Below are 22,787 nucleotides of genomic sequence, written 5' to 3' on the forward strand. Positions count from 1 at the left end.
AATTTTTTTCTATACAAAAAGTCACCCCTCAGAGTATGATAAAGATAAAAAGAGCATAGGAGAAATAGGTATGGAAGAGCTTTTAGAGAGAGTTTTTTCATTTACGGACATTGATAAATTAATTGATTTCATCAGTTATGAATTGCAGAAGCCCGTTATTCTGGAAAGCGCGGATTTCTTTTTGCTTGCCTATAATTCTTATTACATTAATCACTTCGACTCCGCCAACCAGCAGACGATATTCTCAAAAAAATGCCCCGTGCAGATTTTTGAAAGGTTTCTGAAGGACGGGGTGATCGAAAAGCTGAAAACCGTTCCTGAACCGTTCCGTGTCGAAAAAATAGACAGTATCGGACTGAATCAGAGAGTGGTTGTAAGCGCAAAACATAAAGGGGAAGTGATGGGCTACATCTGGATTCAGGAGCTCGACCGAAACTTGACGGACGAGGAGCTCGATTTTTTATATGAAACTTCATTCCATGTCGGAAAAATCATCTATAAAACGAACCGGCTGAAACAGGAAAAAGAAGAGAGAGCGGAAGACCTGGTGAAACGGGCGATCTTTCAGCAATTCTCCTCTGAAAAGGAGTTCAGGCGGGAAGCGGAAAAGATGAACGCCGTGCTGCCGTCGGTTTTTTCGGTAGTCGTCCTGCATGCCGCAAATGGGGATGGGGAGGCAGTCGAAGATGTAAAGGAAAATATCAAATCGTACTTGAATTTGCGGGATAAAGTCAGCCACGTCTTAACCATTGATTCCAATATTGTCATCGTCGTCGCAAGCTTCTCGCAAAAAAGCTCCGGCACTTCGGCAGCATCTGAATTCATCCACAAACTGCTGACTCATTTTCACTTTCAGAAGATCCCCACTCCCATCTATATCGGAATCGGCAATGAATACAGCAGCATCCTGAAGCTCGGGAAAAGTTATATAGAAGCCCTTGAAGTCATAAAGGCCGCCGAAATTACCGGAAATCAGGAAAATATCCCGTACGAATACAGTAAGCTCGGGATTTACCGCTATCTTGAAAGCATCGAAGAAAAAAACGCCTCACTGGAATATGTAAACGATGATTTAGCGTTATTAAAAGCCAAAGACAGAGAAAGCAGCACCGAACTGCTGAAAACGTTAGAAATCTATCTCCTCAATAACTGCAAAACAAAACCAGCCGCAGAACAGCTTTTTATTCATCAAAACACATTGAACTACCGCATCAAACAGATTCTTGACATGACATCAATTAATTTAAACGACTTCAGGACAAGGTGCCAGCTGTATCTCGATATCATGCTGATGAAAAAGAGATAAAAAAGAAACCAGTCGCCGTACTGGTTTCAGTTTTAATACCTTCCCGCTTATCAATCTCAGAACCTCACTTCTGAATCACTCCTTTCCCGCAAGATGAGAAATGAATAAACACTGCTCCTCAATATGTGTTATACTTTCATTGATATTGATTCTCAATTAAAAATGTATGAAGTATAGATATAAACGGGAGGCAGAACGATGGCGGAAAATCATGAGGTGTATGACGTCACGATTATAGGCGGAGGCCCGATCGGCCTGTTTGCGGCTTTTTATTGCGGGATGCGGGAGCTGAAAACGAAGGTGATCGAGTTTTTACCGCGGCTCGGAGGGAAGGTGTCTATGTTTTTCCCTGAAAAAATCATCCGTGATATCGGCGGAATACCCGGGATTGCCGGGGAACAGCTGATTAAGCAGCTGAAGGAGCAGGCGGCGACATTTGAGCCGGATATCGTGTTGAATCAGCGGGTGACCGGATTTGAACGGCTGGAAGACGGAACCATTGTGCTCGAAAGTTCCAAAGGGGAAAAGCACTATACGCGCACGGTGATTTTGGCCGTCGGCATGGGGACGCTTGAGGTCAATGAACTTGACAGCGCGGATGCGAGCCGGTATTCAGGAAAGAACCTTCATTATAAGGTGGAGAAGCTTGATGCGTTTCGAGATAAGCATGTCGTGATTTCCGGAGGGGGAGATACCGCGGTTGACTGGGCGAATGAGCTGGAACCGATTGCGGCGTCTGTTACCATCTTGCACCGCCGTAAGGAGTTCGGCGGTTTGGAAAGCAGCGTGGCGAAAATGAAGCGGTCTTCCGTGCGGGTGCTTGCGCCGTATCGTCTGAAGCATCTCAATGGCACCGGGGAACGGATCGAGAGCGTCACCGTTTGTCAAACTGAGTCCGGACTTTCTGAAGTCATCAAGCTTGATGAGCTCATTATCAACCACGGGTTTAAAATTGATCTCGGTCCGATGAAGGACTGGGGGCTTGAGATAGAAGAAGGCAGGATTAAAGCTGACAGACATATGCGGACGAATCTTCCGGGCGTGTTTGTCGCCGGTGACGCCGCCCATTATGAAAGCAAGCTCAGATTGATTGCCGGCGGTTTCACGGAGGGGCCGACCGCCGTGAACAGCGCCAAAGCCTATTTGGACCCGCAGGCGGATCAGATGGCGATGTATTCGACTCATCATAAAAAATTGGTGACACAATAAAAAAGGGCTGACCCCCGATGTTGAGCCCGGGGGTCAGAAAAGCATTCCGGCGTATCAGCTGTGAACGAGCATGTCTTTCATTTCATTTCGTATAAACGCAAATAACTGTTCCTGATTTTTCACGGCGGTAAACCCGCAGCCGGCGGGGACGTCTTCGCCCATGCAGATGACGGGAGGGCGGTTTCCTGATGGATTCGGTGATATGCCGATTTGTTTTCCGGCGCTGATCAAATGCTGAGCGGATTCTTTGCCCGTACAGATAATCATTTGCAGAGGAGACTCACTGATCGTGCGTTCGATCATGGAAGTGAATCGCTCATCCGAGATATGTTCATGGGTGATATAAAACGGGCATGATTTTGAGTCTGGCAAGTTTTCTGCTGCTTGACGGCTCCCTACAATGAGAGAATGCGGAGAATCATTTTGCCATTCGGATAGGAGAAAGCCCCGTTTTGTCAGTTCCGTCTTTGCGGCTTCGGTCGCTGCATTCAGGCTTGCGGTCACCCGGCGGATGTCGATCTGCTTGAAAGCCAGTGTGTCAAAGAATTCGCATACCGCAAGGCGTGATGTGAAAAATAGTTGTTCAAAGGTGCTGATCTGTTTCAGGATGTTTTCGTTTGCGGGCATTTTTTTAACGATCCGCTTCGGCCATTCAATAACATCGGCGCCATACTCGCGCAGCTTGTCTGTCAGTGTATGTTCATCATCGCCATGAGTGACCACCATGATATGCCGCCCGATGAAGGGTTTGCTTTCAAACCAGCTGTGTGTTTGAAAATTGACAATATCACCGATGACGATAATGGCAGGGTTGGTGATGTTTTGGCTTTGAACTTTGTCATGGATATCCTGAAGCGTTCCTTTAACACTCCGCTGCCGCCCCCACGTTCCCCATTGAATGACGAGTACGGGAATGGAAGGGGATTTTCCGTACTCCATAAGCTTCCGGCATATAAATGACAGATTTTTAACGCCCATGTAAAACACAAGCGTTTGAACGCTTCGGGCAAGCCCTTCCCAGTCGAGATTCGGCCTGCCGTGCAATGATGTATCATGAGCGGTGATCATCGCGAAGGACGAAGCGAAATCACGATGGGTGACGGGGACTCCCGCATACAGCGGCACTGCGATTCCCGAGGTGATGCCGGGCACCATTTCGTAGCGGATGCCATGCTGATGAAGCGCCTCTGCTTCTTCGCCGACCCTGCCGAACACACTTGGGTCTCCGCCTTTCAAGCGGACGACGGTGTAGCCCTCCGCCGCTTTTTCTATCAGCAGGGCATTTATCTCAGACTGTTTCATAAAATGGCGGTCGGGCAGCTTTCCGCAATAAATGAACCGGCAGTCAGGTGAGGCGTATTCTAGAAACTTTGGGTTTGCGAGCCGGTCATACAAAATGATATCCGCTTTCTCCAGAGCCTGTTTTCCTTTTACGGTGATCAGCCCCGGGTCTCCTGGTCCGGCACCGACAAAATATACGATTCCGTTTTTCATGATGGCGTCATCCCTTCAGCAATTTAAAAAATGAAGGACCACTTGAAAAAGTGATCCGGTCTTTGATCAATACAGGAGGTATACATTCTCTCCTTCGATCAGTGTTTCGTATGTTTTGACACAGCCATGGTCCGGCTCTTGGACTTTTCCGTCTCCTAAGGAAATTTTCCAGTCATGCATCGGGCAGAAGACGTATTCTCCGCTGACGATGCCTTCAGCCAGGACGCCTCCTTTATGGGGACAGCGGTTTTCGACGGCGCGGACGTTCCCGTCAGAAAGCTTAAATACGGCAAGCTCTTTATCTTCTATATATACGGTTTTTCCTAACTCCTCGGGTAATTCGTTTACTCTGCCTATGCAAACCTTTGTCATATCTTTATTAACCATGTCCGTTCCCCCTTACTGTTTTATGAAGTCGTGACGACATTTTCGAATAGATCTTTAGATGCTTTTTTATCTTTAAGGAAGTATTGCCACGGATCTTTGTGGACAGAGAGTGTCTCATTCATTCGATCGTTGAGCTCCTGCCGTTTTTCCGGATCGTTTAATACGGATTGGACATGAGATAAACCGACGCGCTCAAGCCATGCGGATGTCCGCTCCAGATAGTTTGCCGTTTCTCTGTAGTACTGAAGGTAAGCACCCGCGTATTCTAAGACTTCTTCATTCGTTTTTACTTTCATCAGCAAATCACCGGCCCGCAAATGGGTTCCGCCGTTTCCGCCGACATAAAGCTCCCAGCCTCCGTCGATGCCGACAACGCCAAGGTCCTTTATGCCTGATTCCGCACAGTTCCGCGGGCAGGCGGACACGGCCATTTTAACCTTATGAGGCGTATTGAGCCCTTCGAATTTTTTCTCAAGCGCAATACCCAGTGCCATGGAGTCTTGTGTGCCGAAGCGGCAGAATTGTTCGCCTACGCACGTTTTTACCGTGCGGAGTGTTTTTCCGTACGCGTAGCCTGACGGCATATCAAGCTCGGCCCATACTTTCGGCAGATCTTCTTTTTTCACGCCGATGAGATCAATTCGCTGGCCGCCGGTCATTTTAACGAGCGGGATCTCATATTTGTCGACGACATCGGCGATCTTGCGGAGATCTTGAGAGTTGGTTACGCCCCCGTACATCCGGGGAACGACTGAGTATGTTCCGTCCTTTTGAATATTGGCGTGCATCCGTTCGTTCACAAAACGGGATGTTCTGTCATCCTCGTATGTAGCCGGATTAATCATGCCTAAGTAGTAGTTGAGGGCAGGGCGGCATTTGGAGCAGCCTTCCGGCGTTTTCCAGCCGAGCACGTTCATGATTTCTCTTGTATGTGAGAGCCCTTTGGCTTTGATTTCTTCTACGACTTCATCTCTCGACAGTGAGGTGCAGCCGCAAATCGCTTCTTTTTGCGCGGATGAGTCAAATTCTGAGCCCAGTGTATATTGAAGAATGTCTTCCACGAGCGGTTTACAGCCTCCGCAGGAACGGGATGCCCCGGTGCATGCTTTGATTTCGTCCGTTGATGTGCAGCCTTTTTCCTGAATGGCTTGAATAATCGCGCCTTTTGAAACGCCGTTGCAGCCGCAGATGATTTCATCGTCGCTCATCGCCGCGGTCATGCTTGCGCCTGCTTCCTGATCAAGAGGCTGTAAGATTGATATTTTGGAGGTTTCAGAGATATCTGCTTGTTTTTGAATCATAGAAAACAGGCGGTTGCCTTCGCTGCTGTCTCCGAACAAAACAGCGCCGACAATTTGATTGCCCCTCAGGACGATTTTTTTATAAATGCCGTCCTGTTCATCGAACACTTTTATTGCCTTTTTGTCCTCTGATTCATCAAAGTCGCCGGCAGAGAAGACCTCGACGCCTGATACCTTTAATTGAGTGGAGAGAACGGAGCCTTCGTACGGTTTTGTTTCAATGCCGCAAATATGTTTGGCCAGCACTTTTGCCTGTTCATAGAGCGGCGCCACAAGACCGTATGCGATTCCGCGGTGCTCGGCACATTCACCGACCGCGTAAATGTGCGGAATTTCAGTCTGCATATAATCGTTGACAATGATTCCGCGGTTTACCGGGATGCCGCTTTCTGTGCCAAGCTGTGTATTCGGACGGATGCCGACCGCCATGACGACCAGATCAGCTTTGATGCTTGTGCCGTCTTTAAAGCGTATGCCTTCGACACGGTCAGTACCGAGAATTTCTTCGGTTTGCTTTTCAAGGAAAAAGGTCATGCCTTGTTTCTCTAATTCGTTTTGCAGCAGGCGTCCCGCCGCTGCGTCAAGCTGGCGCTCCATCAGGAATGGGGCGAGGTGGATGACAGACACGTCCATGCCGAGATTCAGCAGTCCGCGCGCGGCTTCCAAACCCAGCAGTCCTCCGCCGATGACGGCTGCTTTTTTATATTGTTTTGACGCGGCGAGCATCGTGTCGGTATCTTTTATGTCTCGGAATGCCGTGACGCCTTGTTTGTCTGCGCCCGGAATCGGAAGGATAAAAGGGACAGAGCCTGTCGCCAGGATGAGTTCATCGTAAGGCTGGATTCTGTCTGCATCGGTGATGACGGTTTTGTTTTCCGTGTCAACTTTGATGACTGTTTCACCGGTGTACAGCTGAATGTTGTTTTCTTTGTACCAGTTCCAATCGTTTAACGTAATGTCTTGAATGTCGGTATCGCCTTGCAGCACTTTTGACAGAAGGATTCGGTTATAGTTGGGATGAGGTTCGGCCCCGAATATTGTAATCTCAAATTCATCTTTTGAAACACGCAGTATTTCTTCAATCGCTCTTACCCCGGCCATTCCATTTCCAACAAGGACTAGCTGTTTTTTTCCCATCAGATGATCCGCTCCTATCTTTGTTTTTTTCAGCGTAGCACAGCAAAAACAAATATTTAAGATGCATGTTATGAAATGTAACAAAAAATACGAAAAAATCTAAAAATTTTATGAAAAATTAGATAGGGCTTATTCGTACCGCACACATCTTAAAACCGGGCATTTTACAGTCCGGATCGAAGGCTTCACCAATTAAATCGTTGACGTTTTGCGTGTCAGACCAATGGATGGGGACAAACAATGTATGATGTCTGACTTTTACTTGATTTTTAACGGAGAATACATCAAAATAAATAGTAACAATTACGATTTGTAGCCATGTACATCGTGATAATAAGGGAGTTGCGGGATATAAATCGTAATCATTCTATTTTGTCAGGGGGCTATTGATATGAAAAAAATTCCGGTTACAGTATTGAGCGGCTATCTTGGTGCCGGAAAGACGACCGTTTTGAATCATATTCTACAAAACCGCAACGGTTTAAAAATTGCCGTCATCGTCAATGACATGAGCGAAGTAAATATAGACGCGGGCTTGGTAAAGCAGGGAGGCGGTTTGTCAAGGACGGATGAGAAACTCGTGGAATTATCCAACGGCTGTATCTGCTGCACGCTGCGTGAAGATTTATTAGTCGAAGTTGAGAAACTCGCGAAAGACGGCAGGTTTGATTATATTGTCATTGAATCAACAGGGATCAGCGAACCGATTCCCGTTGCCCAGACATTCTCTTATATAGATGAAGAAATGGGCATTGATCTGACAACATTCTGCAGGCTGGACACAATGGTGACCGTGGTGGATGCAAACCGCTTCTGGCATGATTTCCAGTCCGGTGACACCCTTCTTGACCGGAAGGAAGCGGCGGGAGAAGAGGATGAACGGGTGATTGCCGACTTATTAATTGACCAAATCGAGTTTTGTGATGTGCTCATTTTAAATAAATGCGACATGGTGGGCGAAAAAGAGCTTGAACAGCTGGAAACGGTTCTTTGCGCATTACAGCCCCGTGCCAGACTGATCCGGTCCGTCCGCGGAGAAGTGCCCGCCGAATGCATATTGAATACCGGTTTATTTGAGTTTGAGGAAGCGAGTTCATCAGCAGGGTGGATAAAGGAACTGACGGCAGGTCATGAGGCGCACACTCCGGAAACGGAAGAGTACGGCATCACTTCGTTTGTGTACTCGCGGCGTCTGCCGTTTCATACCGTTCGTTTTGACAGCTGGCTGCATCAATCAATGCCTGACAACATTGTGCGCGCAAAAGGAATTGTTTGGTGCGCAACCCGCAACAGCCTTGCGCTGCTGATGTCTCAGGCGGGTCCGGCGGTTTCGATTGAGCCTGTTTCTTATTGGGTGGCGGCAATGCCGAAACTTGAGCAGGAGCAGATCAAACAGCAGGAACCGGAGATTCTGGAAGATTGGGACGACCAATTCGGAGATCGTCATACGAACCTGGTGTTTATCGGAACAGATTTAGATGAAGCCGCCATTACAAAGGAATTGGATCAGTGCCTGCTCACGCCGTCTGAGTTCGATTCCGACTGGTCGCAGCTTGAAGATCCTTTTCAATGGGATATTCAGCGGGCTGAATAACATACCGGCCAAGTTTAGAAGCAGGTGAAAAGGGAAGGAGTGATGAAAAAGGAGCTGACCAAGTGTGAAAGCATTGACATACCAAGGAAAAGAACATATGGAAGTGAAAGAAGTCCCGGCACCCGCCATTCAAGATGAGAGAGATGTCATCGTTCGAATTACCGCAACCGGGATATGCGGTTCAGACCTTCATTTATATAAAAACGGAATACCCGCCGATCCGGGTTATATTGTCGGGCATGAGCCGATGGGAATCGTTGAAGAAACGGGCAGTCAAGTCAAAAAGCTGAAAAAAGGCGACCGGGTCGTGATTCCTTTTAACATCGGCTGCGGAGAATGTCATTATTGCAAGCACCAGATGGAAAGCCAGTGTGATGAATCAAATCCAAATCCTCATACAGATGCCGGCGGTTTATTCGGTTTTTCGGAGTTTAACGGAAATTACCCCGGCGGGCAGGCTGAATATTTACGTGTTCCTTATGCTGATTTCTCTTCTTTTCTGGTTCCGGCAGACAGTGAGCTTGAAGATGAGCAGGTGCTGCTTCTGTCAGATGTCATGCCGACCGCCTTTTGGAGCGTTCAGCACAGCGGAGTGAAAAAAGGAGATACAGTCGTTATTCTGGGATCAGGTCCGATCGGCTTAATGGCGCAAAAATTCGCGTGGAAAAAAGGAGCTAGACGGGTTATCGCAGTTGATCAAGTCCCGCACCGCCTTGAACATGCGAGACGCATAAACGGAGCAGAGACCTTCAATTTTTCAGAACATGATGAGATCGGGAAACTGCTGCACGAACAAACGTCAGGGGGCGCGGATGTAGTGATTGATTGTGTCGGAATGGACGGCACGCCGCTTTCAAAAGAAAAAGCAGAGCAAAAACCGAATCAGTTCGGAACGATCAGCCCGATTCTTACAGCATCAGAAGCCGTTAAGAAGTTCGGAACCGTGCAGCTCACGGGCGCATACATTTCTGAAGCGGACGGCTTTCCGCTCGGCGATTTTTTCACACGCAACGTTTCTTTAAAAATGGGCCAGGCACCCGTTATTCATCTGATGCCGAGGCTGTATCAAATGATCGAACAAAATGAAATTGATCCGACAGATATCATTACACACAAAATGAGTCTTGCGGAAGCTCCTGCTGCATATGATATATTTGACAAAAAAGAAGATGGCAACATTAAAGTGATTTTGAAGCCATAGCGAGGGGAAACACGATGAATATTTACAGACCGGCGGGATTTTGGATCAGATTAGGAGCCGTTGTACTCGACTATTTAATTACTTCAGTGCCTTTAGCGATTATTTTTATGCTGGCAACAGGAAAAGACCCGAATGAGAGCGCAATGATCAGCATCATTTTGACTCTTTATGGTATTTTGCTCCCTGTATACTGGAACGGCTATGTTATCGGCAAAAAGATCTGCGGTATCCGCATCGTCAAAAAAGACGGAACTCAGGTAGGCTTTCTCACTATGATTTTGAGAGTGCTTGTGGGCGGCCTGATATATGGCGTGACGTTTGGAATCGGTGTGATCGTGAGCGCATTCATGGTCGGAATGAGAGAAGACAAACGGTCAATCCACGATTTTGTAGCGGGAACGTATGTCACATACGCGCTGCCGGACGAATCGATTAAAAAGAGCGAATAATTTCGCTCTTTTTTTTGCATAAAAAATGGATGAGGGAGAAACATATAACAAACGTTAAAGGAGGAAAGAGTCATGAAAAAAGCTGCATTGTCTTTAGCTGCGTTTTTCATTACAGCAATGGTTTTCACAATGCCGGCACACGCCGAAACAAAAATGCCTTCAACAATGTCACTCACGGAACAGCAGAAAAAAGAAATTGAATCACTTGAAAAAGAAGTGCTCGAAAAACGCAAACATGTCATATCCAAATATGTTGAGTACGGGGTCCTGCCGAAAGAAAAAGCAGAACATATTAAACAGCATATGGACAGGCGCTTTAATATGATGAAACAAAATGGCTTTGTCCCGAAGCCTCCGCCTCATAAATTGGAAAAGCGGCATCATCATTCTTAAGCATCCGGCAAGCCGGATGCTTTTTTATCGGGATTGCTCTGAAATGAGTTTCATAACGTGTGATATCAATATCATACGCATCAGGAGGATGAAACACATGGTACATAAAAAACAGGGTCTGTTCCCTGATACATTTCTATGGGGGGGCAGCTTCGTCTGCCTATCAGGTTGAAGGAGCTTGGAATAAGACGGTAAAGGACCTTCAGTATGGGTGAACAGTGCAGAGTGGCTATTAGTGACGGAGTTCATCTCATCGGCTGCTGCAGCTGGTCATTCACGGATCTGTTAAGCTGGCTGAACGGCTATCAAAAACGCTACGGTTTTGTGTATAATCAATCGAGATAAAGAAGATGAAAAGGATTTGAAACGGATCAGGAAAAAAGTTTTTATTGGTACCAGAATGTAATTGAAACAAACGGTAAAAGTCCCCTGAGAGAAATATGATTCTCTCAGGGATTTCTTTTACATTGCGTCTGCATCAATAATATACGTATCCGCATGAAGATCGGATATTTCGGCAGGCACTGAATAACAGGTAAGGCTGTATCGGCCTTTCGGAATATTAAAGAAAAGCCGCTTTGACATCACGCTTTCAATCTCAATTCCATCTTTTACAGCCTCAAAGGGAACAGTCGCTTTTTTCTCATAGGATAGTACCGGTTCACTTGTGTTAAGCCTGAGGACGATAAATGCCCTCGTATTTCTCCTTGCTTCAAATGAAACAGCTCCGTCAGTTTCCGCATATCCTTTTTCAATGGCTTCATCGGTCCAATCGATAACAGGCGGTTCTGAATCTTTTTGGAAGATTGTAAATTGATGATAAGAAATGGCCAGTTCTTGCGGTTTCCATGATTTATTCAATGCGCTGTTCCTCCTGTTTTTTTACTTGATTTTAAATAATACTCTCGTTCCGTCGGGATCATTGGTAAGCTGGTGTCCGACCCAAGAGCCGGCTCCGCGGTTGTCTGCCGGAGAAATATATTCTACGGAGGCATTGTTTCCGCCCTGTTTACAAACCGCCATCGGCCATTCATCCCTATCGTATCCCGTTTTGACAGGCACATGTTTAAGAGATTGCTCACGCCGCTTATGTACTCCGTCTCTGTCAATGGTGCATATGCTGGAATGCCCTTCTTTTATCGCGTCCTTAATATGCTTTGCTGTTTCCGGATATCGATCGGACGGAAATAGGATTACTTTGTCGTAATCACTCTTCTGAACGGTCTGCTCGTTATCTGAGAAAAGATCACCCTTGATCAGGGCCGCGACTGCTCCGGCAATGATGATAAGAACAAGCAGCAGTGCTTTTAATGTTTTCAAGAGTATCAATCACCTCCAGTTTTAAATTGCTGTAAAGCTGGTCCAAGAATAAAGCAGAATCAGCCGGCTGTAAAGCTGTTAAAATATATTTCTCAGCCGCAATTCAGCTGAATATCTGTAAAACCATCCGCACAAATCAATTTTATTCATTAAATATCCGATCAGAAAGTGTTTTTTGCCGTTTCTCTATTCAGAAATGAACGGTTGCGGCCGTATCGTCAATTGACTTATTATAGCGATAAGCTCACCGGCAGGATATCTTCGTCTGCGAGTGTCCGACCCGAAAACCTTGGCCGTCTTGTCATTGTGCGCAACAGGACGATAAAAAGACGGCCATCTGATAAGAAGGCCGTCAGCAAATCATTCCAGATTCGCATGCTTTGTAAACATGTCTGCTGAATTCAATTCTTTTTTCTCCATGATTTTTAGAATAACCGCATCGTAAAACAGCAGAAGAGTTTGTTCGAATAAAGAACCCATCGGCTGAATCGTCTTTCTGTCTCCGCCGGTCTCTTCCTTAGGAGAGCCGGGAATCGTTATCGTAAGATCAGCAAGTTTGCCGAGACTTGAATCGGGGTTAATCGTTAATGCAGTGATGATGCCGTTAAGGCTTTTGGCTTTTTCAGCCGTATGAAGCAGACTTTTTGTTTCGCCTGAGCCTGAGCCGATGATGACGAGACCGCCTTCTTGGAGGGGAGGGGTAAGCGTCTCACCGACGATGTAAGCGTTCAGGCCGATGTGCATCATCCTCATGGCGAACGCTTTAGCCATAAAGCCGGAACGCCCCGCTCCGGATGTGAAGATTTGATCTGCCGATAAAATCTGATCTGCAAGCTTGTCAGCTTCACTGTCGGCTATTAATGCTGCGGTGCGGGATATTTCATTTAGTATTTCATGTAAGTATTCAGTCGTTTTCATGATCCTTGTGAAATCAGCTGTTTCATTTTAGCAGCAGCATCCGCTTTATTGTCAGCTCCCGTAATGCCTCCGCCGACAATGATTAAATCTGGGTTTTGTTTGATGGCTTCAGGAAGCGTATCAAGTTTAATGCCCCCGGCAATTGCGGTTTTAGCGCTCTTGACCGCTTTTTTAATCGCCGTCAGTTCCTCGAATGAATTCTTTCCTTCTGCTTGAAGATCATAACCTGTGTGAACACAAATATAATCAACACCGAGTTGGTCAATTTCTTTTGCCCGTGTTTCAAGGTTTTTTACGTTAATCATGTCGACGAGAATTTTTTTCTGCTGTTTTTTTGCTTCGGCAACCGCCCCTTTGATCGTTGAGTCGTCTGTCGCTCCTAAAACGGTGATGATGTCGGCGCCCGCTTCTGCCGCTTTCATAATCTCGTAGCCGCCTGCATCCATGATTTTAAGATCGGCAAGCACTTTCAAGTGAGGAAAGGCTGATTTCATTTCCTGTACGGCTTTCAGGCCTTCATTAATGACAACGGGAGTGCCGATTTCTACAACATCTATATATTGTTCGACTTCTTTCACAAGTTCAATTGCTTCCGGGATATTCACTAAGTCTAATGCCAGCTGTAATTCCACTTTATATCCACTCCTCTTTTTCGTGTATTTACATTCTATAGAGTGCCCCGCATGTTGAGAAGTACGCACTTTGAAGTCTAATAGTTACTTTGAGGATACTGTCCCCGCAGGCAATGCGCTTTGTTTCAGCAAAACTGCGTGGTAGTATAAACTGATGAAAGTTGTGTAAAAAAGTAAGCGTGTATGAATAGATGATGAACGTACAAAAAGTAAGAGGAAGGAGAATGGCCCGTGAGCCGAATGGATAAGAAAACGTTTAATTGCGAAAAGGAATTGACGCTTGCCGTGATAGGCGGGAAGTGGAAAATGCTGATTATGTGGCACCTGGGAAAAGAAGGGACAAAGCGTTTTAATGAGCTGAAAGCTTTAATTCCGGATATTACGCACAAAATTCTTGTGAATCAGCTCAGGGAGCTGGAGCAGGATCTGATCGTTCACAGGGAAGTTTACCCTGTCGTCCCTCCGAAAGTGGAGTACTCATTAACGGAGCAAGGAGAGACCCTTATGCCGATTTTGGACGCCATGTATAAGTGGGGAAAAGAATATATGGAATTAATCAACATTGATAAAACTGCAATAAAGGAATCTTTTTGAAGCGCTCTATGTAAAATAGAGTGCTTTTTTTGCGGTTTAATGAAATCATATTGCGAACGATTAAATCTCCTGTTTCGGTTCTTGCGCTGTTTTTTCCCCATCAGCTAATATATGAAAACTATTTTCATTCTGCCATAACTGGATATTCGAAAGATTTATACTATAGTTTAAAGATTTTTAATTTTACATAAATAATATTTTTAAAAATAAATTGCGGGATGCCGCAAAATACCCTCTGGAATTGTCGGAATTTTTTTCGGTGTGCCGAATGAAACTTTTCACCCATTTTTCGGTGATAAAAACAATAATTTCATATAAAGTGAACGTAAGTAGATATATAGTAATTCATGAAGAAATAGGTAAACCCTGTTGCTTACAAACATTGGATTCTTGTCTTGATTTCTCATAAATTTGAGCCGCATTTCGGACTGTGCGGGTGAGTGGATTGCGGATTTCGGCGGTGATTGAATCGGGATCGTTTTGGAGGTAAGTGGTTCTTTTGGCTTGATAATGAGTTAGGGACATTGAGGGAGGCTGTTTCTAAGGGAGAATTGACAATTTTATCTTAAAAAGGGGAGGCGCACACATATGGAAATAACTTTTTATCCTTTAACAAATGCTCAAAAACGTATCTGGTATACAGAAAAATTCTATCCGAACACAAGTATTTCAAATCTTGCCGGGTTCGGGAAACTCATTTCTGATGACGGCGTACAGGCTCATTACGTTGAGAAAGCGATACAGGAATTCGTCCGGCGGTATGAGTCGATGAGAATCCGTCTGCGGCTTGATGATGAGGGGGAGCCCGTTCAATATGTGAGCGAATACCGTCCGCTGACTATCGAACATACAGACATCAGGCAAGCCGGCTGCTCTGCGGAAGAGCTGTCAAAATGGGGACGTGACGAGGCAAGCAAGCCTCTGGCATTATATGATCAGGATTTATTCCGTTTTTCCGTGTATACCATCAGCGAAAATGAGGTCTGGTTCTACGTTAATGTGCATCACGTGATTTCAGACGGGATTTCCATGACGATTCTGGGCAATGCGATTACTGATATTTATTTGGAGCTTTCGGGCGGATCAAGTGAGGAACAGACGGAGATTCCTTCCTTTATCGAGCATGTGCTGACTGAGCAGGAATATGTGCAGTCGAAGCGGTTTAAAAAGGATCGGGATTTTTGGAACGGGCAGTTTGAGACCGTGCCGGAGCTTGTGTCCCTGAAACGGAGCCAGGCAGATGCGGGTCTTGATGCAAAACGGTTTTCTCAAGAAATTCCTCACGACTTATATGGCCGCATTCATTCATTCTGCGAGGAGCATAAAGTCAGCGTACTATCTCTGTTCCAATCAGCTCTGATCACTTATCTCTACAAAGTGACCGGCCGGGATGACGTTGTCACAGGTACGTTTATGGGAAACCGGACGAATGCGAAAGAAAAGCAGATGCTCGGGATGTTCGTATCTACGGTGCCTGTGCGGACAAGCGTTGACGGAGGACAGTCGTTCTTGGAATTCGTTAAAGGCCGGATGAAGGATCTGATGAAAATTCTCCGCCACCAAAAGTATCCGTATAACCTGCTTGTCAATGATTTGCGCGCTTCGAAAAGTTCGCTGAGCAGATTGTTTACGGTAGCTCTGGAGTACCAGGTGATGCAGTGGCAGAAAAAAGAGAATCTGTCCTTCCTGACAGACCCTATTTTCAGCGGAAGCGGTACAAATGATATTTCGATTCATGTGAAGGAACGATGGGACACTGGGAAATTGACGATTGATTTTGACTATCGCAGCGACATATTCAAGGGAGAGGAGATTGTATCTGTTTCTGAACGTTTGATCACGCTGATTGAAGATGCGATTTCATCTCCTGATCGCATAATTGATGAGCTTACTCTTCTTTCTGAATCCGAGAAAGAGCGGCTGCTGACACGGGCCTCCGGCAATCCGGTGAATTACCGCGGGGAGATGACGATACCGGGGCTGTTTGAAGAGAAAGTGAAGTCACTGTCTGACAAACCGGCGGTGGTGTATGAAGGCCGAACATTGTCCTATCGCACATTGCATGAACAGTCAGGCCGAATTGCCGGACGCCTTCTTAAAGCCGGGATATCAGCCGATACTCCTGTCGCGGTGCTGCTTGGCCGTTCTGAGCGTGTCATTGCGGCAATATTGGGAATTTTGAAAGCGGGCGGCGCCTATGTGCCGATAGATCCTGATTTTCCGGCGGATCGGATTCAGTACATTTTGGAGGACAGCGGAGCGAAGGCTGTTCTGACGGAGGCCGGAATACAGGCGCCTGTATCGGATGCCGAACGGATTGATTTTGACGAGGCTGTTCAGTTTGAAACGGCTGCGGACGGTGTCAGCACACAATCAGACCGGCTGGCTTACATCATCTACACGTCAGGTACAACCGGGCGGCCGAAAGGCGTGATGATTGAGCACCGGCAAGTTCATCATCTGGTGCAATCACTGCAGCAGGAGATTTATCAATGCGGTGAGCAGACATTAAGAATGGCGCTTTTGGCTCCGTTTCATTTTGATGCGTCCGTCAAACAGATTTTTGCCTCGCTTCTTTTGGGACAGACGCTTTATATCGTGCCGAAAACGACTGTAACGAATGGCTCGGCACTGCTGGACTATTATCGTCAAAACCGGATTGAAGCCACTGACGGAACCCCTGCGCATCTGCAGATGATGGTTGCGGCGGGAGATGTCAGCGGAATTGAATTGCGCCACATGCTCATTGGGGGAGAGGGCCTGTCCGCCGCTGTTGCTGAACAGCTGATGACGCTCTTTCATCAATCGGGCAGGGCGCCGCGTCTGACGAATGTGTACGGGCCGACAGAAACGTGCGTAGATGCATCCGTGCATCAGGTGTCAGCCGATAACGGAATGAATCAACAGGCGGCGTACGTTCCGATCGGAAAACCGCTCGGCAACGCCCGTTTGTATATATTGGATAAGCACCAGCGGCTTCAGCCCGACGGCACGGCCGGTGAGCTGTATATCGCGGGTGACGGTGTAGGCCGCGGCTATTTAAATCTTCCGGATTTGACCGCAGAGAAGTTTTTGCAAGATCCGTTTAACGGAAGCGGCCGCATGTACCGCACGGGTGATATGGCGCGCTGGCTGCCGGACGGGACGATCGAATATATCGGCCGTGAAGATGATCAGGTGAAAGTCCGCGGCTACCGTATTGAGCTGGGAGAAATTGAAACGGTGCTCAGAAAAGCTCCGGGCGCGGCGCAGGCCGTCGTGCTGGCACGGCCGGATCAGCAGGGCAGCTTAGATGTTTGCGCATATATCGTTCAGGAAAAAGGAACCGAGTTTCACCCTGCCGAGTACAGGGAGTATGTGTCCAAGCACCTTCCAGATTACATGGTGCCCGCTTACTTTACAAAAACGGACGAAATTCCGCTCACGCCGAGCGGTAAGGCGGACCGCAAAAAGCTGTTTGCGCTTGATGTGCAGGCTGTCAGCTCATCCGAATATGCCGCGCCGAGAAATGAAACGGAGGAAACGCTCACCGTCATCTGGCAGGAAGTCCTCGGAATGGATAAGGCGGGCATTTACGATCATTTCTTCGAGTCAGGCGGTCATTCATTAAAGGCGATGACGCTTCTGACGAAAATTCATAAGCAAATGGGCGTTGAAATTCCGCTGCAATACTTGTTTGAGCATCCGACGATTGCGGCGCTTGCCGATTATGCGGAAAACCGAAACGAAGGACAGGCATTCAGTGCGATTGAGCCGGCTGAGAAGCAGGCGAGCTATCCGCTTTCGCTCGCTCAGCAGCGGACTTATATCGCGAGCCAATTTGAAGACGCGGGAGTCGGATATAACATGCCGGCTGCGGCCATGATTGAGGGCGCTTTAGACCGTGAAAAGCTTGAGCGTGCATTTTCTGCCTTAATCAGCAGGCATGAAGCGCTCAGAACATCGTTTCAATCAGAGGACGGCACGCCGAGACAGGTGATTCACGAACATGTTCCGTTTCATATTGAAATGATCGAAGCGCGCGGAAGAACGAATGAACAGGTCATGAAGGACTTTGTGCGCCGTTTTGATTTATCTGAGGCGCCGCTGTTCAGAATCGGCCTGCAAACGCTCGGTCACAATCGCCATATGCTGCTGTTTGATATGCATCACCTGATTTCTGACGGGGTGTCTATTTCCATCATGCTGAAGGAACTGGCTGACATCTACGGCGGAAATCAGCTGCCTGAATTGCGCATTCAATATAAAGATTATGCCGTATGGCAGGCGGAACGGGCGAAAGAAGGCTACAAGAAGGAGCGGGCGTACTGGAAAGAAGTCTTCAGCGGCGAACTGCCGGTGCTTCAGCTGCTCCCTGATTATCCGCGGCCGCAAGTGCAAAGCTTTGAAGGTGACCGCGTGTCCGCCAAGCTGCCGAAAATGCTGCGGGAACGGCTGCAGAAGCTTGCCGAGAAAAACGGAGCCACCCTTTACATGGTGCTGTTATCGGCATACTATACGCTGCTTTCTAAGTATTCGGGACAGGAAGACATCATCGTGGGAACACCGTCAGCGGGAAGAAATCACTCTGATACCGAGGGGCTTATCGGGATGTTTGTCAACACGCTTGCGCTGCGAAGCTCCGTGAAGCAGGATCAGACTTTTGCCGGCTTGTTAGGTCATGTGCGCAAACAGGTGCTGGACGCGTTTTCCCATCAGGATTATCCGTTTGAGTGGCTGACCGAGGAGCTGAACGTGCCCCGGGACATGAGCAGGCATCCGATATTTGACACGATGTTCAGTCTGCAAAATGCTTCGGACGGAATTCCGGAGATCGGCAACCTGACGCTGTCTCTTCATGAAACCAACTTCAATATCGCCAAATTCGATCTGACAATGCAGGCCCGGGAAACAGCGGAAGGCATTGCGCTCGATTTGGATTATTGCACGAAGCTGTTTAAGCGCTCAACTGCGGATCGCATGCTTGCGCACTATGTCCGTCTGCTGGAGAACGCGGCAGCTCATCCGGATGCGAAAATCAGCGAATATGATCTGCTTTCTGAACGGGAGGCTTTGAACCAATTACAGCGGTTCAATCCGGAGCGCACGGCATACCCGAAAGAGCAAACGATCGTGCAGATCTTTGAAGAACAGGCCCGAAAGAACCCTGACCGGACAGCTCTTCAGTTCGAAGGGGATACTCTGTCGTATCAGCAGCTGAATGAACGCGCCAACAGGCTTGCGCGGCATATTCTTTCGGTCGGAGGCGGCGGGGAAACCGCGGCTGTTTTATGTGAACGGTCAATGGACATGATTGTTTCCATTATGGCTGTGTTAAAAGCGGGGTCCGCTTATGTGCCGATTGATCCTGAGCATCCGGTTCAGCGGATTCAGCATTTCTTCCGCGACAGCGGGGCGAATGTGCTCCTGACTCAGCAAAGCCTCAAGCCGCTTGCGGAAAAGGCCGGTTTTCAAGGCGTCATTGTGCTTGCTGATGATGAGGCGAGCTATGAAAAGGACTCTCGCAATCCAGCATTGCCGTTTGATTCCAAAACGATTGCCAATCTCACTTATACATCAGGCACGACGGGAACGCCGAAAGGAAACATCGTCACACATGCCAACATTTTGCGGACGGTAAAAAACACGAACTATTTGACCGTTTCTGAAGAGGATACAGTGCTCGGTCTGTCAAACTACGTCTTTGACGCTTTTATGTTTGATATGTTCGGTTCGCTGTTAAACGGTGCAAAGCTTGTGATCGTCCCGAAAGATACGGTGCTGGACATGTCGCGCCTGTCCCGTGTGATCAAACGGGAGAACGTCAGCATTCTGATGATTACGACGGCTCTGTTCCACCTGCTTGTTGATATGGAGCCGTCCTGTCTGACGACGCTTCGGAAAATCATGTTCGGGGGCGAAAGAGCGTCTGTAGAACATGTCAAAAAGGCGCTGGCGGCAGTCGGAAAAGGAAGACTGCTTCATATGTACGGCCCGTCGGAAAGCACGGTGTTTGCGACATACCATCCGGTGGATGTCATTGAAGAGGATACGCTCTCCGTTCCGATCGGTAAACCGGTCAGCAATACGGAAGTCTTTATTATGAACTCAGCCGGACGCATTCAGCCGGCGGGTATTGCGGGAGAGCTGTGCGTCAGCGGGGAAGGTCTCGTAGAAGGCTACTACAACCGTCCTGAACTGACGGAAGAAAAATTTGTAAAGCATCCGTTTAAGGAAGGTGAACGGATGTATAAAACGGGCGACTTGGCCAGATGGCTTCCGAATGGCGATATCGAGTTTATCGGACGTATCGACCATCAGGTGAAAATCCGCGGTCAGCGGATTGAGCTTGGCGAAATTGAGCATCAGCTTCAAAGCCATGACCAGATTCAGGAATGCATTGTGCTCGCTGTGGATCAAGGCGCGGGTGACAAACTTCTTTGCGCGTATTTTGTCGGCCTCAGGGAAATCTCTTCCCGGGAGCTGAGGGAGCATACGGCGAAGGATCTTCCGGCTTATATGATTCCGTCCGTCTTTATTCAATTGGATGAACTGCCTCTTACAGGGAACGGAAAAATCGACAGACGGGCGCTGCCGATGCCGGATGTGACCGCAGCGAATGCCGTGTCATATACGGCGCCGCGCAATGAAACAGAACAAAAACTGGCGGATATTTGGGCTGAGGTGCTGCAAATGGAACGGGTCGGCGTCCATGATCAGTTCTTTGAGATCGGGGGCCACTCGTTAGCGGGGATGAAACTGCTGGCCCTTATCCAGAAGACATTCGGCGTGCAGCTTACCTTAAAGGATCTGTTCACTTCTCCGACGGCTGCGGGGCTGGCGCAGCTGATTGAAGGGGCTGAACGGAAGGCGGCTGAGAGCATCGCACCGGCGGCCGAGCGGGAAACGTATCCGGTTTCTTCACCGCAGAAGCGGATGTTCGTGCTTCAGCAGCTGGAAGGCGCTGAAACAAGCTATAACATGCCGTCTGTGCTCCGCTTAAAAGGAAAGCTTGATGCAGAAAAGCTGAAATCCGTTATGAAACAGCTGACAGAACGCCATGAAGCCTTCAGAACGACATTTGACATAAAGGATGGAGAAACGGTTCAGCGTATATGGGCGGAAGCTGATATCGACATGGAATATTATGAAGCCTCTGAAGAAGATGCTGAACAGATTATTCAGAGCTTTATCCGGCCGTTCCGTCTGGATCAGCTTCCTCTCGTCAGAACGGGGCTGGTCAAGCTGGCTGAACATGACCACCTGCTGCTGTTTGATATGCACCATATCATTTCGGACGGCGCTTCAGTCGGCGTGCTGATAGATGAACTGTCCCGCTTGTATGGCGGCGAAACGCTTGAGCCGCTGCGGATTCATTATAAAGACTATGCGGTATGGCAGCAGAAATTTATTCAATCAGAGCAGTACCGCAAGCAGGAGGAGCATTGGCTTCGGGAGCTTGACGGCGAGCTTCCGGTATTGACGCTGCCGGCTGATTACAGCCGTCCGGCCGTGCAAACCTTTGAAGGAGACAAGCTGGTCTTTTCTCTGACTGAGGAACAGACGTCGGCTCTTCGCAGTCTTGCGAAACAAACGGATTCTACCATGTACATGGTGCTCCTGGCGTCGTACAGCGCCTTTCTCTCAAAACTGAGCGGACAGCATGACATCATTGTCGGCTCGCCGGTTGCGGGACGGTCACATGCGGATCTCGCAAACGTCATCGGTGTTTTTGTGAATACACTCGCGCTTCGTACGTATCCGGAAGCGGACAAAACGTTCACGGACTATCTTAAAGAAGTGAAACAAACCGCTTTACATGCATTTGACGCGCAGGATTATCCGCTTGAAGACCTTCTGCAAAAGGTTGAGGTGCAGCGTGATACGAGCCGAAATCCGCTGTTTGATGCGGTATTCTCAATGCAAAATGCAAATGCTGAAGATCTGGTCATGGAAGGAATTGAGCTGAAGCACCATCCGTTTGACAGAAAAACAGCCAAGTTTGACCTGACGCTGACGGCTGAGGACACAGACGAAGGCTTAACGTTTGTGCTTGAATATAACACCGCGCTGTTTAAACCGGAAACGGCAGAGACGTGGAAGCATTACTGGCTTCAACTGTTAAAAGCCGCAACGGAAAATCCGGCTGCGAAGCTTTCTGAGCTTTCATTGGTGAATGAAACAGAAAAACAAGCCCTCCTTGGCGCATGGAAAGGAAAAACACTCTCTGTGCCGCGGGACAAAACGGTTCACCGTCTCTTTGAAGAAACGGCCGCCCGCCATGCAAACCGTCCGGCCGCGGCATACAACGGCGCGAAATGGACGTACGGCGAGCTGAACGCAAGGGCGAACCGGATCGCGCGCATTCTCATGGACTGCGGCGTCACGGCTGACGAACGTGTCGGTATTTTGACGAAACCGTCCTTGGAAATGGCCGCGGGCGTACTCGGCGTCTTGAAAGCGGGCGCGGCATTTGTGCCGATTGACCCCGAATACCCGAAAGAGCGGATCAGCTACATTCTGCAGGACAGCGGGGCCAAGCTTCTTCTCACACAGGAAGCGCTGGACGTGCCGGAAAGCTACACAGGAGATACGATCCTGCTTGACGGCAGCCGCTCCATTCTGAGCCTGCCGCTTGATGAAAACGATGAAGCGAACCCGCAGACGGAAACAACGGCGGATCATCTCGCTTATATGATTTACACGTCAGGAACGACCGGACAGCCGAAGGGTGTCATGGTCGAACACCATGCGCTGGTGAACCTGTGCTTCTGGCACCACGACGCATTCGCCATGACGGCGGATGATAAAAGCGCCAAATACGCGGGCTTCGGTTTTGACGCCTCCATCTGGGAGATGTTCCCGACATGGAC

The 22,787-nt window shown here is 48.1% G+C and carries 15 protein-coding genes and 2 pseudogenes; 9 read left to right on the top strand and 8 right to left on the bottom strand.

Annotation, left to right across the window (positions count from 1 at the left end; all coding sequences use genetic code 11):
* The first annotated feature begins 70 nt into the window (after nucleotides 1-70).
* Nucleotides 71-1,306, top strand: a complete 1,236-nt coding sequence (locus tag ACWJJ4_RS18220) for a PucR family transcriptional regulator (RefSeq protein WP_003156600.1) — start codon at nucleotides 71-73, stop codon at nucleotides 1,304-1,306.
* A 198-nt stretch (nucleotides 1,307-1,504) separates the two neighbouring features.
* Nucleotides 1,505-2,515, top strand: a complete 1,011-nt coding sequence (locus ACWJJ4_RS18225; RefSeq protein WP_121984612.1) for an NAD(P)/FAD-dependent oxidoreductase — start codon at nucleotides 1,505-1,507, stop codon at nucleotides 2,513-2,515.
* Nucleotides 2,516-2,569: 54 nt separating this feature from the next.
* Here the strand turns inward: ACWJJ4_RS18225 and cobA are convergent, their stop codons facing one another.
* The 4 genes and pseudogenes from cobA to ACWJJ4_RS18245 all read right to left on the bottom strand — a co-directional run.
* Nucleotides 2,570-4,009, bottom strand: a complete 1,440-nt coding sequence (cobA, locus tag ACWJJ4_RS18230; RefSeq protein WP_454021855.1) for a uroporphyrinogen-III C-methyltransferase — start codon at nucleotides 4,007-4,009, stop codon at nucleotides 2,570-2,572.
* 66 nt (nucleotides 4,010-4,075) lie between these two features.
* Nucleotides 4,076-4,396 (bottom strand): nitrite reductase small subunit NirD, encoded by a 321-nt coding sequence (gene nirD / locus ACWJJ4_RS18235; RefSeq protein ID WP_076851415.1) that lies wholly within the window; start codon nucleotides 4,394-4,396, stop codon nucleotides 4,076-4,078.
* 20 nt (nucleotides 4,397-4,416) lie between these two features.
* Complete coding sequence (gene nasD / locus ACWJJ4_RS18240) at nucleotides 4,417-6,834, bottom strand: NADPH-nitrite reductase (protein ID WP_454021856.1); 2,418 nt, start codon at nucleotides 6,832-6,834, stop codon at nucleotides 4,417-4,419.
* A 118-nt stretch (nucleotides 6,835-6,952) separates the two neighbouring features.
* Nucleotides 6,953-7,081 (bottom strand): annotated as a pseudogene (locus ACWJJ4_RS18245) (hypothetical protein); the annotation flags it as partial.
* Between the two features lie 144 nt (nucleotides 7,082-7,225).
* Between ACWJJ4_RS18245 and ACWJJ4_RS18250 the strand changes: the two are divergent.
* The 5 genes and pseudogenes from ACWJJ4_RS18250 to ACWJJ4_RS18270 all read left to right on the top strand — a co-directional run.
* Nucleotides 7,226-8,428 (top strand): GTP-binding protein, encoded by a 1,203-nt coding sequence (locus ACWJJ4_RS18250; protein WP_070081342.1) that lies wholly within the window; start codon nucleotides 7,226-7,228, stop codon nucleotides 8,426-8,428.
* A 64-nt stretch (nucleotides 8,429-8,492) separates the two neighbouring features.
* On the top strand, nucleotides 8,493-9,629 hold the full coding sequence (locus ACWJJ4_RS18255; protein WP_454021857.1) for a zinc-dependent alcohol dehydrogenase: 1,137 nt from the start codon (nucleotides 8,493-8,495) through the stop codon (nucleotides 9,627-9,629).
* A gap of 14 nt (nucleotides 9,630-9,643) precedes the next feature.
* Nucleotides 9,644-10,078 carry an RDD family protein gene (locus ACWJJ4_RS18260; RefSeq protein WP_146283835.1) on the top strand — a complete coding sequence of 145 codons (435 nt, stop codon included), beginning with the start codon at nucleotides 9,644-9,646 and terminating at the stop codon, nucleotides 10,076-10,078.
* 117 nt (nucleotides 10,079-10,195) lie between these two features.
* On the top strand, nucleotides 10,196-10,471 hold the full coding sequence (locus tag ACWJJ4_RS18265; RefSeq protein WP_369719109.1) for a YckD family protein: 276 nt from the start codon (nucleotides 10,196-10,198) through the stop codon (nucleotides 10,469-10,471).
* 213 nt (nucleotides 10,472-10,684) lie between these two features.
* Nucleotides 10,685-10,915: pseudogene (locus tag ACWJJ4_RS18270) on the top strand (family 1 glycosylhydrolase); the annotation flags it as partial.
* An 18-nt stretch (nucleotides 10,916-10,933) separates the two neighbouring features.
* On the opposite strand, the gene comJ reads toward ACWJJ4_RS18270, so the two are convergent.
* From comJ to hxlA, 4 genes are all read right to left on the bottom strand, one after another.
* On the bottom strand, nucleotides 10,934-11,332 hold the full coding sequence (gene comJ / locus ACWJJ4_RS18275) for a competence protein ComJ (RefSeq protein WP_077721770.1): 399 nt from the start codon (nucleotides 11,330-11,332) through the stop codon (nucleotides 10,934-10,936).
* 21 nt (nucleotides 11,333-11,353) lie between these two features.
* Entirely contained in the window at nucleotides 11,354-11,791 is a 438-nt protein-coding gene (locus ACWJJ4_RS18280; RefSeq protein ID WP_003156588.1) for a NucA/NucB deoxyribonuclease domain-containing protein, read from the bottom strand.
* 360 nt (nucleotides 11,792-12,151) lie between these two features.
* On the bottom strand, nucleotides 12,152-12,709 hold the full coding sequence (hxlB, locus tag ACWJJ4_RS18285; protein ID WP_077721772.1) for a 6-phospho-3-hexuloisomerase: 558 nt from the start codon (nucleotides 12,707-12,709) through the stop codon (nucleotides 12,152-12,154).
* On the bottom strand, nucleotides 12,706-13,341 hold the full coding sequence (gene hxlA, locus ACWJJ4_RS18290; protein WP_014304319.1) for a 3-hexulose-6-phosphate synthase: 636 nt from the start codon (nucleotides 13,339-13,341) through the stop codon (nucleotides 12,706-12,708). Before hxlA ends, hxlB begins: the two co-directional genes overlap by 4 nt.
* A gap of 231 nt (nucleotides 13,342-13,572) precedes the next feature.
* On the opposite strand from hxlA, the gene ACWJJ4_RS18295 reads away from it, so the two are divergent.
* Nucleotides 13,573-13,935: a winged helix-turn-helix transcriptional regulator gene (locus ACWJJ4_RS18295; protein ID WP_016936795.1), complete on the top strand. Its 363-nt coding sequence runs from the start codon at nucleotides 13,573-13,575 to the stop codon at nucleotides 13,933-13,935.
* 588 nt (nucleotides 13,936-14,523) lie between these two features.
* On the top strand, nucleotides 14,524-22,787 hold an 8,264-nt coding region (srfAA, locus tag ACWJJ4_RS18300), incomplete at its 3' end, for a surfactin non-ribosomal peptide synthetase SrfAA (RefSeq protein ID WP_454021858.1).

This window comes from Bacillus sp. JK62 (assembly GCF_053663455.1).